Origin of the sequence: Demequina phytophila (assembly GCF_000971135.1) — a bacterium.
In the GTDB taxonomy this organism is placed as follows: Bacteria; Actinomycetota; Actinomycetes; order Actinomycetales; family Demequinaceae; genus Demequina; species Demequina phytophila.
In genome coordinates this window covers 341,418-357,827 of record NZ_BBLW01000001.1, presented here as the reverse complement: position 1 = coordinate 357,827, position 16,410 = coordinate 341,418, and the positions used below count along the sequence as shown (strand labels likewise).

16 protein-coding genes and 1 riboswitch are annotated in these 16,410 nt (G+C 72.6%); of the genes, 5 read left to right on the top strand and 11 right to left on the bottom strand.

Going from position 1 to position 16,410, the window contains the following annotated elements; all coding sequences use genetic code 11:
- Positions 1–13: 13 nt before the first annotated feature.
- A complete protein-coding gene (locus AOM01_RS01730) occupies positions 14–1,084 on the top strand; it encodes an adenosine deaminase (RefSeq protein ID WP_062288033.1) in 1,071 nt (356 codons plus the stop codon).
- Between the two features lie 27 nt (positions 1,085–1,111).
- Here the strand turns inward: AOM01_RS01730 and AOM01_RS01725 are convergent, their stop codons facing one another.
- Entirely contained in the window at positions 1,112–1,426 is a 315-nt protein-coding gene (locus AOM01_RS01725; RefSeq protein WP_062288031.1) for a DMT family transporter, read from the bottom strand.
- 12 nt (positions 1,427–1,438) lie between these two features.
- A riboswitch (guanidine-III (ykkC-III) riboswitch) is annotated at positions 1,439–1,500 on the bottom strand.
- Positions 1,501–1,559: 59 nt separating this feature from the next.
- Here AOM01_RS01725 and deoC point away from each other — a divergent pair.
- Positions 1,560–2,231, top strand: a complete 672-nt coding sequence (gene deoC, locus AOM01_RS01720) for a deoxyribose-phosphate aldolase (protein ID WP_062288027.1) — start codon at positions 1,560–1,562, stop codon at positions 2,229–2,231.
- Positions 2,232–2,256: 25 nt separating this feature from the next.
- Here deoC and AOM01_RS01715 read toward each other — a convergent pair whose 3' ends face one another.
- Both AOM01_RS01715 and AOM01_RS01710 read right to left on the bottom strand, forming a co-directional pair.
- Positions 2,257–3,963 carry a phospho-sugar mutase gene (locus AOM01_RS01715; protein WP_062288024.1) on the bottom strand — a complete coding sequence of 569 codons (1,707 nt, stop codon included), beginning with the start codon at positions 3,961–3,963 and terminating at the stop codon, positions 2,257–2,259.
- Complete coding sequence (locus tag AOM01_RS01710) at positions 3,963–4,760, bottom strand: purine-nucleoside phosphorylase (protein WP_062288021.1); 798 nt, start codon at positions 4,758–4,760, stop codon at positions 3,963–3,965. The genes AOM01_RS01715 and AOM01_RS01710 overlap by 1 nt, the downstream gene beginning before the upstream one ends.
- A 95-nt stretch (positions 4,761–4,855) precedes the next feature.
- Between AOM01_RS01710 and AOM01_RS01705 the strand changes: the two genes are divergently transcribed.
- Positions 4,856–6,244, top strand: a complete 1,389-nt coding sequence (locus AOM01_RS01705; protein WP_062288018.1) for an NAD(P)H-quinone dehydrogenase — start codon at positions 4,856–4,858, stop codon at positions 6,242–6,244.
- On the opposite strand, the gene efeB is transcribed toward AOM01_RS01705, so the two are convergent.
- From efeB to AOM01_RS01675, 6 genes are all read right to left on the bottom strand, one after another.
- The gene (gene efeB / locus AOM01_RS01700; RefSeq protein ID WP_062288016.1) at positions 6,241–7,515 is read right to left on the bottom strand and encodes an iron uptake transporter deferrochelatase/peroxidase subunit; all 1,275 of its coding nucleotides are present in this window, start codon (positions 7,513–7,515) and stop codon (positions 6,241–6,243) included. The two genes, AOM01_RS01705 and efeB, sit on opposite strands and share 4 nt — an antisense overlap.
- A 17-nt stretch (positions 7,516–7,532) precedes the next feature.
- Positions 7,533–8,693, bottom strand: coding sequence for an iron uptake system protein EfeO (gene efeO, locus AOM01_RS01695; protein WP_062288013.1), 1,161 nt, complete (start codon positions 8,691–8,693; stop codon positions 7,533–7,535).
- A gap of 46 nt (positions 8,694–8,739) precedes the next feature.
- Positions 8,740–9,606: an iron uptake transporter permease EfeU gene (gene efeU / locus AOM01_RS01690; protein WP_062288010.1), complete on the bottom strand. Its 867-nt coding sequence runs from the start codon at positions 9,604–9,606 to the stop codon at positions 8,740–8,742.
- Positions 9,607–9,786: 180 nt separating this feature from the next.
- Positions 9,787–11,583: an acetyl/propionyl/methylcrotonyl-CoA carboxylase subunit alpha gene (locus tag AOM01_RS01685; RefSeq protein ID WP_156155783.1), complete on the bottom strand. Its 1,797-nt coding sequence runs from the start codon at positions 11,581–11,583 to the stop codon at positions 9,787–9,789.
- A 159-nt stretch (positions 11,584–11,742) separates the two neighbouring features.
- Positions 11,743–12,390: a Maf family protein gene (locus tag AOM01_RS01680; protein ID WP_062288007.1), complete on the bottom strand. Its 648-nt coding sequence runs from the start codon at positions 12,388–12,390 to the stop codon at positions 11,743–11,745.
- 129 nt (positions 12,391–12,519) lie between these two features.
- A complete protein-coding gene (locus AOM01_RS01675) occupies positions 12,520–14,205 on the bottom strand; it encodes an MFS transporter (protein WP_062288004.1) in 1,686 nt (561 codons plus the stop codon).
- A 115-nt stretch (positions 14,206–14,320) separates the two neighbouring features.
- On the opposite strand from AOM01_RS01675, the gene AOM01_RS01670 reads away from it, so the two are divergent.
- The gene (locus tag AOM01_RS01670) at positions 14,321–14,764 is read left to right on the top strand and encodes a MarR family winged helix-turn-helix transcriptional regulator (protein WP_062288001.1); all 444 of its coding nucleotides are present in this window, start codon (positions 14,321–14,323) and stop codon (positions 14,762–14,764) included.
- A gap of 55 nt (positions 14,765–14,819) precedes the next feature.
- Positions 14,820–15,269 (top strand): MarR family winged helix-turn-helix transcriptional regulator, encoded by a 450-nt coding sequence (locus tag AOM01_RS01665; RefSeq protein ID WP_082109895.1) that lies wholly within the window; start codon positions 14,820–14,822, stop codon positions 15,267–15,269.
- 140 nt (positions 15,270–15,409) lie between these two features.
- On the opposite strand, the gene AOM01_RS14655 is transcribed toward AOM01_RS01665, so the two are convergent.
- Entirely contained in the window at positions 15,410–15,736 is a 327-nt protein-coding gene (locus tag AOM01_RS14655; RefSeq protein WP_082109894.1) for a hypothetical protein, read from the bottom strand.
- A gap of 62 nt (positions 15,737–15,798) precedes the next feature.
- Positions 15,799–16,410 (bottom strand): SanA/YdcF family protein, encoded by a 612-nt coding sequence (locus tag AOM01_RS01655; RefSeq protein WP_062287997.1) that lies wholly within the window; start codon positions 16,408–16,410, stop codon positions 15,799–15,801.

The following is a 16,410-nucleotide window of genomic DNA, read 5'->3' as shown; positions in this document are numbered from 1 at the left end:
CTAGCCTGGCCTCATGACTCTCAGCTCCGAGGACATCCTCGCCCTGCCCAAGGTCGTGCTCCACGACCACCTCGACGGCGGCCTGCGCCCGTCGACCCTCATCGAGCTCGCCGCGGAGATCGGCCACGAGCTGCCCACGACGGACCCCGAGGCCCTCGCGCGCACGTTCGCGGAGAACGCGAACTCGGGCGACCTGGTTCGCTACCTGGAGGCCTTCGCCCACACCACCGCGGTGATGCAGACCGCGGACAACCTGCGTCGCGTCGCCCGCGAGGCCGTCCTGGACCTCGCCGCCGACGGCGTCATCTACGCCGAGCTGCGGTACGCGCCCGAGCAGCACGTGTCCGGCGGGCTGTCCCTCCAGGAGGTCGTCGAGGCGGTTCAGGACGGCATCGAGGAGGGCGTCGCCGAGGCGCTCGAGGCGGGCTACGCGATCCGCGCCGCCGCGATCCTCGACGCGATGCGTCACCTCGACCGTTCCGTCGAGATCGCCGAGCTCGCGCTCGCCAACCGCGGCCGCTGCTGCGTGGGCTTCGACATCGCCGGCCCCGAGCTGGGCTTCCCCGCGGCGAACCACCGCGAGGCGTTCCAGCTGCTCCGCGAGCACCACATGCCCGTCACCATCCACGCGGGCGAGGCCGACGGCGCGGCCTCCGTGGGCGAGGCGCTCGGGCTCGGGTCCGCGCGCCGGATCGGCCACGGTGTGCGCATCCACGAGGACATCGACGGCTTCGGCGGCGAGGAGCTCACGCTCGGCGTGATCGCGCAGCACGCGCTCGACCTGCAGATCCCTCTCGAGTGCTGCCCCACGTCGAACGTCCAGACAGCGGCCGCGCCGTCGATCGAGGGCCACCCGATGCACGAGCTGCGCAACCTCGGCTTCGCGGTCACCGTGAACACCGACAACCGCCTGGTCTCGGGCGTGTCCATGTCCTCCGAGTTCGCGGCGCTCGCCGAGGTCGGCTGGACCAAGGAGGACCTGTTCGAGGCCACCCTCGCCGCCGCATGGGGCGCGTTCCTGCCCTACGACGAGAAGGCTGACCTCGCGGAGCTGGTGATCGAGGGCTACGGCATCGACCTGTGATCGTCCGCGTGGTGGGGCTCGCCGCGCCTAGTGCGCGAGCTTGAGCCCCACCACGCAGCCCACGATCCCGAGGATCAGCGCGACCTTGACGAGCGACGCGGCCTCCGCGCCCGTCGCCAGCGCGTAGCCGACGGTGAGCGCTGCGCCGACGCCCACCCAGACCGCATAGGACGTGCCGAGGGGAAGCGTGCGCATCGCGTGCGCGAGCCCGCCCATGCTGGCGACGAGAGCGACACCGAACGTGACCGTCGGCGCGATCCGTGTGAGGCCCTCGGAGCGGCCGAGGGCGGTCGCCCAGACGGCCTCGAGGATGCCGGACACGATGAGGATGACCCAGGCCATGACGTGCTCTCCAGTGAGACGTCTTGTCGAGTCGCCGGGTACGTCACTTCGTCCGGGAGCCGGAGGGGCCCTGCCGCGAGGGTGTCACATCCCTCGGCGGGTGGCAACTCCGCGGGCGGCCTAGGCTGGGTCCATGACTCTCACCCGCGCCGAGCTGGCCCGCTACGTCGACCACACCCTCCTCAAGCCCGAGTCCACCCCCGCGGACGTCGAGGCGCTCATCGCGGAGGGTGCCGCGCTGGGGGTGTTCTCCGTGTGCGTGTCGCCGTCCATGCTCCCCGTGACCGTGCCCGAGGGACTCGCGGTCGCGACCGTGTGCGGGTTCCCGTCCGGTAAGCATCACTCGTCGATCAAGGCGGCGGAGGCCGCGCTGAGCATCGAGCAGGGCGCCGACGAGGTCGACATGGTGATCGACGTGGCGGCCGCGAACGCGGGCGACTTCGCCGCGGTCGAGGCGGACGTCGCGGCCGTCCGCGCCGCGGTGCCTGCCGGCAAGATCCTCAAGGTCATCATCGAGTCCGCCGCCCTCACGGACGAGGCGATCGTGGGGGCGTGCCTCGCCTCGGAGGCCGCGGGCGCGGACTTCGTCAAGACCTCCACCGGCTTCCACCCGACCGGCGGCGCCTCGGTGCACGCGGTGCGCCTCATGGCCGAGACCGTCGGGGGACGCCTCGGCATCAAGGCCTCCGGCGGGGTCCGCACCTGGGACGACGCGGTCGCGATGATCGAGGCGGGCGCGACGCGCCTGGGCCTGTCCGGCACCGCAGCGGTCCTCGACGGCGGCGAGGCCACCGGCTCGTACTGAGCCGCGGCCCCGCGCCCGTCGCGCCTCAGATCCCCAGCGCCGCCGTGACGTCGGCGCGGAGCAGCTCCATGGTGGTGGCCGCGGCGGCCTTCGCGGCCGCCACGTCCTCGCCGACCACCGGCACGACCACCTCGAGGTACGCCTTCACCTTCGGCTCGGTGCCGGAGGGACGCACGATCACGCGCGCGCCGGACTCCGCCGCGAGGTGCAGGCCGGTGGTGCCGGGCAGCCCCCGGAACCCCTGCGACATGTCGTCGGTGGCCACCACCGGTGAGCCCGCGAGGGTCGCGGGCTGGGACGCCATGAGGCGCGCCATGGTCTCCGGGATGAGGGCGAGGTCCGCGTACCGCGCGGACACCTGCGACGTCAGGTACACGCCGTAGGCCCGCGCGAGGTCGTCGATCGCGTCGGCCAGCGTGCGCCCGCCCGCCTTGAGCTCGGACACGAAGTCCGCCATGAGAAGCGCGGCGGACACGCCGTCCTTGTCCCGCACCAGGTCGGGCGCGACGCAGTAGCCCAGCGCCTCCTCGTAGCCGAACGCCATGCGCGGCGTGCGCCCGATCCACTTGAAGCCCGTGAGCGTGTTCGCATGCCCCAGGCCATGCGCCGCGGCGATCGCCGCGAGCTGCTGCGACGACACGATCGAGTTCGCCAGCACGTGCGAGCCGGCGGGGGTGCGGGACGCGACGCGCTCGCCCAGCAGCGAGCCGACCACGTCGCCGTGGAGCATGGTCCACCGGCCATCGATCAGCGTCGCGACGGCGCAGCGGTCCGCGTCCGGGTCGTTCGCGATCACCACGTCTGCACCCACCCGCTCCGCGAGCTCGAGCGCGAGGTCGATCGCGCCCTTCTCCTCCGGGTTGGGGAAGTCGACGGTGGGGAAGTCGGGGTCCGGCTCGGCCTGCTCGGCGACGGTGTGGACGTCCGTGAAGCCCGCGGCGTGCAGCACGCGCTCGACGGTCTCGCCCCCCACGCCGTGGAGTGGCGTGAGGACGATGCGCGTGGCGGCCCGCCGTGCGGCCACCGGGGCCACGTCGCCTCCGAGCGCGGCCACCTGCGCGACGTAGTCGTCGACCACGCCGTCTCCCAGGACGCGCCACCCCTCGGTCGCGCGCGGGACGGACGCGACTGCGGGCACGGCGGCGATGCGCGATGCGATCTCGCCGTCGTACGGCGGGACGATCTGCGCGCCCTGGCCCTCGTCCGACACCACGCGTCCGCCCAGGTAGACCTTGTAGCCGTTGTCCTGGGGCGGGTTGTGGGAGGCGGTCACCATGACGCCCGCATCGGCGTCGAGCAGGCGCGTCGCGAACGCGAGCACGGGGGTGGGAAGCGTGCGGGGGAGCAGCAGCGCCTCGTGACCCGCGGCGGTCATCACCGCGGCGGTGTCGAGCGCGAAGTCGTGCGAGCCGTGGCGCGCGTCGTAGCCGATCGCCACGCGCGCGGGGCCCTCGACACCGAGGGCGGCGAGCGCGTCGGTCAGGTAGCGCGCCAGGCCGGCGGCCGCGCGGATCACCACGGCGCGGTTCATCCGGTTGGGCCCGGCGCCGATGCGCCCGCGCAGCCCGGCGGTGCCGAACTCGAGGAACCCGCGGAACCGGTCGTCGAGGTCCTCCAGGGCGGGCGCGGACCCGCCCACGGCGGCCTCGAGCACGGCGGCGAGCTCCTCGCGCGTCGCGTCGTCCGGGTCGTCCTCGATCCACGCCTCGGCGCGGGCCAGCAGCTCCTCCATCACATCTCCCTGACGATCGCGGCCAACAGTGCCGAGATGCGTGGGCCGGCGGCAGCGCCGGCGTCGAGCACCTCCTGGTGGTCGAGCGTGTCGCCGCCGATCCCCGCGGCCAGGTTGGTCACCAGCGACAGGCCGAGCACCTCGAGACCGGCCTCGCGCGCCGCGATGGCCTCGAGGACGGTCGACATGCCCACAAGGTTGGCGCCGAGGATGGCCGCCATGCGGACCTCCGCGGGCGTCTCGTACTGCGGGCCGGTGAACTGCGCGTAGATCCCGTCGGGCAGCTCCGCGTCGATCGAGTGCGCGATCCCGCGCAGCCGCGGCGAGTAGACCTGGCTCATGTCCACGAACGTCGCGCCCTCGAGAGGCGTCTGGCCCGTGAGGTTGATGTGGTCCGCCAGCAGCACCACCGATCCGGGGCCCACCTCCGGGCGGGTCGAGCCGCAGCCGTTGGTGAGCACCAGCTGGGTGCAACCCGCCGCCGCGGCCATCCGGATGGCGTGCGCGACCTTGCCCGCGTCACGCACCTGGTAGTAGTGCTGGCGTGCGCCGAGCACCAGCACGCGCTTCCCCGTGGGCGTGAGCAGCGAGCGGAACACGGGGTGGTGCCCGGGCACCACGTGCGCGTCGAAGCCCGGGATGTCCGTCGCGTCGACCCGCGCCACCTCCTCGCCGATGAGCTCGGCGGCGCCGCCCCATCCGGAGCCCAGGACCAGGGCGATGTCGTGGTGCGCGACGCCCGTGGCGGCGGCGAGGGTGGCCGCGGCCTCCGCGGCGAACTCAGTGGCGGAAGTCATGCGTCGAGCCTAGTAGTCCTGCCGTGCCGGGGCAGGTCGGGCGGCCGGACGATGCGGCGACCGGCGCATCGTCCGGCGTGCGCTTGAATGGAGGCATGTCCCCACGCGTCGTCATCATCGGCGGCGGTCCGGGCGGCTACGAGGCGGCCCTGGTGGCCGTCAAGGCCGGGGCGGAGGTGACGCTGGTCGAGCGTCACGGCCTCGGCGGCAATGCCGTCCTGACCGACGTCGTCCCCTCCAAGACCGTCATCGCCACCGCGGAGTGGCTCACCATCGCCCTGCGTGCGTCCGAGCTGGGCATCCGTCGCAGCGACGGCGGCGAGATCGCCCATGCGCTCAGCGTCGACCTCGCCGAGGTCAACGCCCGCGTCAAGCGCCTGGTCGCCAAGCAGTCCGGCGACATCGCGGACCGCATGGAGCGCAACGGCATCACCGTGCTCGAGGGTGAGGCCCGCCTCGACGGCCCGCAGCGCGTGGTGGTCGGCGACACCGTCCTCGAGGCGGACGCGGTCCTCGTCGCCGTGGGCGCCCGCCCGCGCATCGTCCCCGGGTGCGAGCCCGACGGCGAGCGGATCCTCACCTGGACCCAGCTCTACGACCTCGCGGAGCTTCCCGAGCACCTCATCGTGGTGGGCTCCGGCGTGACCGGCGCGGAGTTCGCCGGCGCGTACCGCCTGCTCGGCGCGGACGTCACGCTCGTCGCCTCGGGCGACCGCGTGCTGTCGCGCGAGGATCCGGATGCCTCCGCGCACCTCACCGAGGTGTTCAAGGAGCGCGGCATGCACCTGGTGGGCGGCCGCGCGTCCGCGGTGGAGCGCGCGGGCGACGGCGTGCGGGTCACGCTCGAGGACGGCAGCGTGCTCGAGGGCAGCCACTGCCTCATGGCGGTCGGCTCGGTGCCCAACACCGAGGGCCTGGGCCTCGAGGAGGCGGGCGTCGAGCTCGACGAGCGCGGTCTCATCCGCGTCGACAAGGTCAGCCGCACCACGGCGCGCGGCATCTACGCCGCGGGCGACTGCACGGGCGTGCTGCCGCTCGCAAGCGTCGCCGCCACGCAGGGGCGCATCGCCATGGCGCACGCGCTCGGCGACGCCGTCACCCCCATCGACCTCAAGCTGGTCGCCTCCAACGTGTTCACCGTGCCCGAGATCGCCTCGGTGGGCCTGAGCGAGGCGGAGCTGCAGGAGCGCGGCCTCTTCTACGAGGTGTCACGCCTGGACCTGGCGCGCAATCCGCGCGCGAAGATGCTCGGCATCGACGAGGGCTTCGTGAAGATCTTCGGGCACACCGTGACCGGCCAGGTGTTCGGGGCGGTCCTCGTGGGCGCGCGCGCCGGCGAGCACATCTACCCGCTGTCGCTCGCGGTCGCGAAGCACCTCACCGTCGACGACGTCGCCGCGGCCTTCACGGTGTACCCGTCGCTCAGCGGCACGGTGTCCGAGGCGGCTCGCCGGTTGCACGGCATGGGGGCGGCAGGGGCCTAGCCGAAGAGCTCCTGACCCACGTACGCGCCCTCGGTTCCCAGCACGGAGCCGGGGGCGAGCCCGCGCGGCACCGCGAACAGGGCGGAGCCGGTGGTGCGCAGGTACTCGACGGTCATGACGTCGGAGCTCGAGAGGGCGTTCTGGACGGGCACGAACTGCTCGCGCGGGTCCCGCACGTACGCGAGGAAGAACAGCCCCGCGTCCAGGCGGCCGAGCGAGTCGGCGCCGTCGGTGAAGTTGTAGCCGCGGCGCAGCATCATGCTGCCCCCGTGCGCGCTGGGGTGGGCGAGCGCCACGTGCGAGTCGGGGCGGATGAGCGCCTCGCCGTCGCGTCCCTTCACGGAGAAGTCGGGCTCGGTGAACTCGGAGCCCCCGGACAGCGGGGCGCCGGAGCCCTTGGTGCGGCCCACCGTCGCCTCCTGCTCCTGCAGCGACGTGCGGTCCCAGATCTCCGCGAGGATCCGGATGCGGCGCGCCACCAGGTAGGACCCGCCCGCCATCCACTCCTGGCCGTCGCCGCGCTCCGCCCAGACCCAGCGGTCCACCAGGTCGGTGTCCTCGGCGCGCAGGTTGGCGGTGCCGTCCTTGAACCCCATGAAGTTGCGGGGCGTGTCCTGCGCGCGCGTGGTCGAGGACGTGCGCCCGAACCCCAGCTGAGCCCACCGGATCGCCGCGTCGCCGAACGCGAGGCGCGACAGGTTGCGGATCGCGTGCACCGCCACCTGGGGGTCGTTCGCGCACGCCTGGATGCACAGGTCGCCGCCCGTGAACTGCGCGTCGAGCGTGTCGCCCGAGAAGTGCGGCAGGTCGATCAGCTGGTCGGGGCGCCTCGACGCGAGCCCGAAGCGGTCGTCGAACAGCCCGGGACCGAACCCGAACGTGATGGTGAGGCCCGATGCGGGCAGGCCCAGCGCCTCGCCCGTGTCGTCCGGGGGAGCGGCGTACGCGCCGCCGGCCGCGCCGGAGCCGAGCTCGGAGCCCGCCATGAGCCGCGCGGCGGCCTCGCTCCAGCGGCGCAGCAGCGACACGACGCGCGCCTTCGAGTCCGTGGTGATGTCGAACGCCGCGAAGTGCAGGCGGTCCTGCTGCGGGGTGACGATCCCGCTCTGGTGGTCTCCGAAGAAGTCGTACGCGTCCGTCGAGGCGGACGATGCGGTGGCCCGGCCCGCGGCGAAGCCGCCGCCCGCGAGGGCGAGGCCGCCCGCGACCGCGCCGGCCGTCCCCAGGACGAGGCGACGCGACGGGCCGGACCGGCCCGCCGCATCGTCCATCGCAAGGTCCTCGTGCGTCACAGGACCGCCGCGGCGGTGAGGCGGGACAGCGGCTCGCCCAGCGCGTCCACGGCGCGCGCGAGCTCGACGATCTGGTCCTCGGTGAGGTCGGTGTAGAGCACGAAGCCGTCCTCGATGGTGCCGTACTGCGCAAGCAGGTCGTCGAGCTCGGCGAATCGCGAGTCGAGCTCCTCGACGAGGTCCGGGTCGGTCTCCGCGACCACGTCGTGGAGCACGCCGTAGGCGACCTCGGCGCCGTCGACGTTGGCCTGGAAGTCCCACAGGTCGGTGTGCGACCAGATCTCCTCCTCGCCGGTGATCTTGCCCGCGGCGACCTCGTCGAGCAGCTCCTTCGCGCCGTTGCCCACCTGGAACGCGTCGATGGCGAAGTCCTCCGCCTCGACGCGCGAGGCGAGCTCGGCAGTGTCCGCGGCGAGCTTGTCGGCGAGCTCCTGGCGCTCCGCGTCCGTGAGGTCGTAGCCCTCGGCCGGGGGCCACAGGTTCTTCTCGATGCGGTGCCAGCCGGTCCAGGACTCGCCCTCGGCGAGGTCCGCCTCGCGGGCGTCCATCATCGGGTCGAGGTCGCCGAAGGACTCGGCGACGGGCTCGATGCGCTCCCAGTGCACGCGGGCGTCCGCGTAGAGGGCGCGCGCCTCGTCGTCGTCGCCGGCGGTGTAGGCGGCGAGGAATGCGTCGGTCTTGTCCTCGAGGGTCTCGATCTGGTCGCGCACGTACAGGAGGTACTGCTCGCCGGCGGCCGCGAGCTCCTCCGCGCGGTCGCCCGTCGCGACGTCCTCGCCCTGCGTCACGGTGAACGCGGCCTGGATGCCGTCGCCCGTCATGCCGGGCTTGCACTGCGTGAGGTAGTCGCCGGGCGCGACCTGCACCACCAGCTGGCGGGTGATGCCGGGGCCCACGTTCTCGACCTCGGAGATGATCCGCAGGCCGTCGGAGGCGAGCAGGTAGAACTCGGTGACGTCGTCGCCGGAGTTGGTGACGTCGAACACCACCGTGCCGGACGGGACCTCCGTGGCGGCGACGTCGCAGGCGTCGTTGCTGGAGTCGACCGCGATCGCGGAGTCGTCGGCGGTGGCGTTGGGCACGCACGCGGTCAGCGCCAGGGCGGCGAGGGCCGCACCGGAGGCGGCGAGGGGGCGTGCGAGGGCAGGGCGAGGCATGGGTGTCCTTGTGTCTCGTCGGGGATGGGTGGGTGTGGGACGGCTGTCAGGCGCCGGCGGCGGCGAGGTCGCGCGACTGCGCGGCGGCCGGGCGGGCGGGAGCGGGCGGCCCGGAGCGGAACGCCATGCGCACGAAGAGCCACATCACGGGCACCACGTAGGCGACCCACGCGACGGCCTCGAGGACCGTGGTCTGCGGCGAGAAGTTGAAGACGCCCTTGAGGAGCGTGCCGTGGACCGATCCGGCCGGCACCGCGTCCGAGACGTCGAAGGCGAGGGTGTGGAGGCCCGGCAGGATGCCGGCCTCCTGGAGGTCGTGGACGCCGTACGCGAGCACTCCGCCCGCGACGAGCACGAGGAAGACGCCCGTCCACTGGAAGAACGTGCGGAGATTGACCTTGACCGCGCCGCGGTACATGAGGAACCCGAGCGCGATCGCGGTGGCGATGCCGAGCGACGCGCCGACGACGGGCGCCCAGCTCGACCCGGCCGAGGTGATGCCGGCCCACAGGAACAGCGCGGTCTCGAGGCCCTCGCGTCCCACGGCGAGCAGCGCCATCGCGACCACGGCGCCCTTGCCGACGTTGAGCGCGTTCTCGAGCGCGCCCTCGAGGTGGCTCTTGAGGTGGCGGGCGTTCTTGCCCATCCAGAAGATCATCCAGGTGATGAGGCCGACGGCGACGATGCTGAGGATGCCGCCGATGGCCTCCTGCGCCTCGAAGCTCAGGCCCTGAGGCCCGAGCGTGAGGAGCGCACCGAGCCCGATCGACAGGCCCGCGGCGATCCCGACCCCGAACCACACCTGGCGCAGCAGCGCGCGCCGGTCGGTGCGCACCAGGTACGCGACGAGGATGCTCACGACGAGCGCGGCCTCGAGGCCCTCGCGCAGGCCGATCAGGTAGTTCGCGAGCATGGCGTCGCCTTCCGGTCGGGGACGGTAAGGCGAGCCTTACCCGTGACCAGGCGAGCGTAGGGGCGACGCCGACGCGGTGTCAAATATAGCGAACGGCGACGTTGCGTAAATCTACCCGACGGGAGCATCGTCCCTGGTTGACGCCGTCATCCCGCGTGGCAGCGGGTGTCGGAATCCCGGTCAGGCCTCGGGCGTGACCTCGACGTCGACGATGTCGCAGATGACGGTGCCCGCGGACACGCCGCCGCCGACCACCGCGGTGAGCGAGCGGACCACGCCGGTGCGGTGCGCCGTGAGGGGCTGCTCCATCTTCATCGCCTCGAGGACCACCACGAGGTCGCCCTCGGCCACCTCGACGCCCTCCTCGACCGCGACCTTGACGATGGTGCCCTGCATGGGCGACGCGAGCGTGGTGCCCGTCGATGCGGAGCGCGCGCCCCCGTTGCCCGTGCGCCTCATGGGGCGGCGCCCCGCCTTGCGGGCGCTCGCGCGGCCCGCCTGCGCGAGCGACGCGGGCAGGACCACCTCGAGGCGCTTGCCGCCGACCTCGACCACCACGCGCTCGGTCGCCTCCGCCTCGTCGTCCTCGGCGGACGCGCCCGCGGGGGCGAGGCTCGCGACGGTGTCGGCGTACTCGGACTCGATCCACGTGGTGTAGACGCCGAACTCGCCGTCCGCGGCCGCGAACTGGGGTGCGTCCAACACCGCGCGGTGGAACGGCAGGACCGTGGGGATGCCCTCGACCGTCATCTCGGCGAGCGCGCGGCGGGCGCGGGCGAGCGCCTGGTCGCGGGTGGTGCCGGTGATGATGACCTTGGCGATCATCGAGTCGAAGTTGCCCGACACGGTGTCGCCCTGGGCCACGCCCGCGTCGACGCGGACGCCGGGGCCGGAGGGGAAGCGGAGCGTCGAGATGCGTCCGGGGGCCGGCATGAAGTTGCGGGCGGGGTCCTCGCCGTTGATGCGGAACTCGATCGAGTGGCCGCGCGTCTCGGGGTGGAGGTCCGCGATCGAGCCGCCCGCGGCGACGCGGAACTGCTCGAGCACGAGGTCGACGCCCGTGACCTCCTCGGTCACGGGGTGCTCGACCTGGAGGCGCGTGTTGACCTCGAGGAAGCTGATGGTGCCGTCGACGCCGACCAGGAACTCGCACGTGCCGGCGCCTTGGTAGCCGGCCTCCTTGAGGATCGCCTCGGAGGCCTCGATCAGGCGGGCGTTCTGCTCGTCGGTGAGGAACGGCGCGGGGGCCTCCTCGACCAGCTTCTGGTGGCGGCGCTGCAGCGAGCAGTCGCGGGTGGAGACCACCACGACGTTGCCGTGCGCGTCCGCGAGGCACTGGGTCTCGACGTGGCGGGGCTTGTCGAGGAAGCGCTCGACGAAGCACTCGCCGCGACCGAACGCGGCCACGGCCTCGCGCGTGGCGGAGTCGAACAGCTCGGGGATCTCCTCGAGGGTGCGGGCGACCTTGAGGCCGCGGCCGCCGCCGCCGAAGGCGGCCTTGATCGCGACGGGGAGGCCGTGCTCCTGGGCGAACGCCACCACCTCGTCGGCGGTCTCGACCGGGTCGGGGGTGCCGGGGACCAGCGGGGCGCCGGCACGCTGCGCGATGTGGCGCGCGCTCACCTTGTCGCCGAGCCCGTCGATCGCCTCGGGGGAGGGGCCGATCCAGGTGAGGCCCGCGTCGATGACGGCGCGTGCGAAGTCGGAGTTCTCGGCGAGGAAGCCGTAACCGGGGTGGACGGCCTCGGCGCCCGAGCGGAGCGCCGCGTCGACGATCTTGGCGATGTCGAGGTAGGTCTCGCGTGCCGTCGAGCCGCCCAGCGCGTACGCCTCGTCGGCGAGGGACACGTGGGGGGCGTCGCGGTCCGGGTCCGCGTACACCGCCACTGATCGCAGGCCCGCGTCCGCGCAGGCGCGGATGATGCGGACGGCGATCTCGCCACGGTTGGCGATGAGCACGGAGGAGAAGGCAGTCACCCCGAAACCGTAGCGCGGCGCCCATGGCGGCCCCCGGCGCGTCGGCCTCCCGGGACCTAAGTCTGTGTAGGGCGCTAAGCGGGCCAGCCCGCGGTTGTGGGTTTCCCACAACGACACGCGGGACGATGCGCGGGGGTGGGCCCCGCGGTTGTGTCGCCTCTACAAACGGAGGTCGTGGAACGCGACGCCTAGCTCGAGCAGGAGCTCGCGCAGCAGCGGCAGACTGACCCCGACGACGCCGTGGTAGTCGCCCTCGATCGCCTCGACGTAGGGGCCGCCGAGCCCGTCGACGGTGAACGCCCCCGCGACCTTCAGCGGTTCGCCGGTCGCCACGTACGCGTCGATCTCCGCGTCGCTCAGGCGCGCGAAGCGCACCACGGTGGAGGAGGTCGCGCCCAGCGTGGCGGCGGTGCCGCCCTGGTCTGCGGCGCGGTCGTCCACCAGCCAGTGGCCGGTGTGGAGCACGCCGGTGCGTCCGCGCATCGCGCGCCATCGGGCGACCGCATCCGCGGCGTCCGCGGGCTTGCCCAGGATCTCGCCGTCGAGCTCGAGCATCGAGTCGCAGCCCAGCACGATCGCCTCGCACTCGTACTCGCCCACGACGTGCTCGGCCTTGGCCCGCGCGAGGGCGAGCACCGCATCGGCCGGGGTGAGAACCTCGCCGGCAGCGGCTGCCGCCGCCCTTGCCGCCTCGAGGGCCGCGTCCTCGTCGACGTCGGAGACGATCACGTCGGGCTCGACCCCCGCCGAGCGCAGCGTCGCGAGGCGGGCGGGGGACTGGGAGGCGAGCAGCAGGGGGACGGGCATGCGGCGAGCCTAGCCGGAGGCGCGCGGTGGGTGCCCCGTGCCTGCGGGTCCGCGTGTGATTGATCGGAGAGTGCAGAGATCCGCGCAGACCTCTGCACTCTCCGATCAGCGGGCCGAGGCCGCGCCCCGTCAGGACCGCGTGGTGGGCTCGCCTGACTCGCCAGCGTCGGTGGCGTGCGCCACCTCGACCCGTGCGACGTCGTCGGCGAGCTCGGCCTCGAAGGCGACGTCCGCATCGTCCACCGGCTCCGCCGAGAGGGACTTCTCGCCGCGCGGCAGCGCCACGAGCATGACCAGGGCGGTGACGCCCGCGATGATCGCGGAGATGAGCATGGCGTGCTGGTTCGCGTCCATGAACGCTGCCTTGGCCGCCTCCGCGATCGCGGCGCCCGCGGCGCCCATCTGGTCGGTGACCGCGATCGCGCCGGCGAGCGAGTCCTCGACCACGCCCGCGGCCTCCGCGGGGAGCTGGTCCGCGACGGAGGTGATGTTGGACGTGTACGCGTTCGCGATCATCGAGCCGAGCACCGCGATGCCGAGCGAGGCGCCCAGCTCACGGGTGGTGTCGTTCATCGCGGAGCCCATGCCGGAGCGGTTGCGCGGCACCGAGGACATCAGCATGTTGGTCGCGGGGGTCATCACCATCGCCATGCCGAGCGTGATGATGCTCATCGCGATGAGGAAGTCCCAGTAGGACGGCACGGTGGGCCACGTGGTCATGAGCAGGAAGCCGCCGGCGATGATCACGAGACCCGGGACCACGGTCCAGCGGGTGCCCACCTTCTCGATGAGCTTGGGGATCATCGGGCCGACGATCATCATCGGCAGCATCGAGGGGATGAACGCGACCGACGTGGTGAGGGCGTCGTAGTCCATCACGAGCTGGAAGATCTGCGTCATGCCGAAGAACGCGCCCATCATCGCGAAGAACGTGAGGGTCACGGAGATCACGGACAGCGAGAAGCGCGAGCTGCGGAACAGCGTGAGGTCGATCATGGGGAATCTCGCGCGCAGCTGCCATGCGATGAAGAGGACCAGCGCGACGGCGCCGGCGACGGCCGCGACCACCGTGAGGGTGTCGTCCCAGCCGTGCGACGGGACCTCCATGATCGTGTACACGATCCCGGCGAGGGCGACGGTGATGAGCGAGCCGCCCAGCCAGTCGACCGGCGTGCGCTTCTCGTCGACGGACTCGGGGACGATGCGTGCGGTCACCGGCAGCGCGACGAGGCCGAACACGGCGCCCAGGAGGAAGGCCGAGTGCCAGTCGAAGAAGTGCAGCAGCACGCCCGTGAGGACCGAGCCGAACATCATGCCCACGCCGGCGACGGCGGACCAGATCGCGATGGCCTTGGGGCGCTCCTTCGACGGGAACACCACGTTGACCAGCGAGAGCGTGGTGGGCATGACGAGCGCGCCGCCGATGCCCATGATGGCGCGCGACGCGATGAGCTCCCCGCCGGTCTGCGCGAAGAAGGGGGCGTAGACGGACGAGGCGATGAAGATGGCCAGGCCGATCATCATCACGCGCTTGCGGCCGTAGCGGTCGGCGATCGCGGCGGCCACGAACAGCAGCGAGGCGAACACCAGCGCGAACGCCTCGACCACCCAGGTCATCTGGAGCTGCGTGAGCTCGAAGTCGACCGCGAGGTCGGGCAACGCCAGGTTGAGGCTCATGTTGGCGATCATCGCCGTCATGAGCGCGAAGCAGAGGGTGGCGAGGATCGCCCAGCGGCGACGGTACGTCGACTCCGCGATGCCTTCCGCGAGGGCGTCCTCGAGGCTGGACGCGGGCGCGGCGGGTTGCTTGGACACGGCTGTCTCCTGGGGTGAGGGGGATGGGGAGGTCCCGCCCTTGGGACGTCCGCTACGCTAATTCACGTGGGGCGAACTATCAAGTTCGCATGACGCGAAATATTGGACGGTGACCATGACGCGCGAGGCCACGATCGCGGAGATCCTCGAGCTGCAGGGGCGGCTCATGCGCGTCTCGATGCGGGACCACTCCCGCACGATGGTCGACGAGGGCCTCACGCCGGTGCAGTTCCACCTGCTGGTGTTCCTCCGCGACCGCGCGAGCGTGCCCACCGCGGAGGCGGCCGAGGCCATGGGGCTCCGCCCGAACATCGCGACCGGCGTGGTCCAGCGCCTGGTCGAGCGGGGGTGGATCGCCCGCGACATCTCGCCCGAGGACGGCCGCGTGCGGCTCCTGTCGCTCACTCCCGACGGGATCACGCTGGTGGACGCCGCGATCGAGGAGGCCGAGCGCGGCTTCATCGGCCACCTGAGCGCGCTCAGCGACGCGCAGGTCGAGCAGCTGCACGGGATCCTCGCGACGATCCTCGCGGACGGCGCGGATGAGCGAAACGCCTGAATAACGTCGGTATAGTGAGGCTTGCGTGAACATTTGAGGGTTGGGGGGCAATGAGATGGCTGAGCGCGAGGAACTCTTAGAAGCGGCGACGGAGTCGCTGGTGGTCTTCTTGCGGCGGTCGGCGCCCCGCAATCCTGAGACGGTGTCGAGCCTGGGCCTCACGCTCCACCAGTTCCGCGCGCTGGTGATCCTCTACGCCGAGGACGGCTGCACCACCACGGACCTCGCCGACGCCGTCGGCGTGCATCCGTCGGTCGCCACCGGGATCGTGCAGCGCATGGTCCAGCGCGGGCTGTTCGAGCGCCACGAGGACCCGATCGACCGCCGCATCCGTCGCCTCACGCTCACACCGTCGGGCCGCGAGCTCGCCGGCGAGGTCGTGGGCGACGCGCGCGTGCAGCGCCGCCGTCAGCTCGAGGCGCTCGGCGACGACCAGCTCACTCAGGTGCGTGCGATCCTCGACACCGTCATCGACGGCCTCGACGAGGCCCGCGCGGAGGTCTGAGACCCCTCGCTATCGCTGATCCACACGGATCTGGCGCTCATCCACACGAGCGGCGGATGTGAGCGCACCGCATGCCCGGATCTGGGCGGCTGGTGCTCGGAGTGTGTGGAGAGGCGCCAGCGGACGGAGGCCCGGACGGCTCAGCGCCCGCGCCTGGTCCCCGCGATCGCGGCGGCGGCGAGTCCCGCGATCAGCAGGCCCTGCATGATCGCCCACCGCCCCGGTGGGTCCGGGCGGCGCCGGCCCATCACCTCGCCCGCCGCGCCCGAGGCCATCACCGCACCGCGCGACGCGAACGACATCGCCGACCCGGCGCTCGCCGAGCTGGCGATGCTGAACGCCGAGAACGCGGACCCGATGGATCCGATCGACGCGAACGACCCCACCGACAGGATCGACAGGGTCGAGCCCTTGCTGGCGATCGACAGGAACGAGTCCTCGGACGCGAGGGACCACTTCGACGGCATGCGTCCATGGTGACGCAGCGGCGCGAGGACCGCCACGCGCCTGCCAGGCGCCCGTCAGGCGCTCAGCGCGGCGGCTCGCCCCCATGCACCGCGTCGCGGGTGATCTCCAGCGCCGCCTTCCACGTCGCGGGTAGCTCCCGCGCGTACCCGTAGGCCGTGTGACGCCGCGCCAGCACGGGAGGGTACGCGCCCTGCACGTCGAGACCCACGGACCGGCACAGCCACATCGCGCGCGGCACGTGGAACTCCTGCGAGCACACGATCACGTGCGTGAGCCCCATCGCGAGCGCGTTCCTGGCCGAGGCCCGCGTGTCATGCCCGGAGCCGTCGAGCACCAGGGCGTCCTCGGGGACCCCGAGCTCAAGCGCGGTGCGTGCCATGGCGTCGGTCTCGTCGAGGCCCTCGCGGTTGTGCGCGGCGCCCGTGAGCACCAGGCGCGGCACCACACCGCGGTGGTAGAGCGCCGCGCCCGCCTCGACGCGCTGGCGCAGGAACCGCGACGGCCGACCGCCCGGGTACACCCGCGCTCCCAGGACCAGCGCCGCATCGGCCGGCGTGAAGCCCTCGGCGTCCGCGGGGTGCATGAGCCCGCGGGACGATGCGCGGGCCCAGACCTGCGGAGCGGCCAGGGCCGCGAGGGTCGCCGCGGCGAGGCCGGCGGCGGGGCGGGGCAC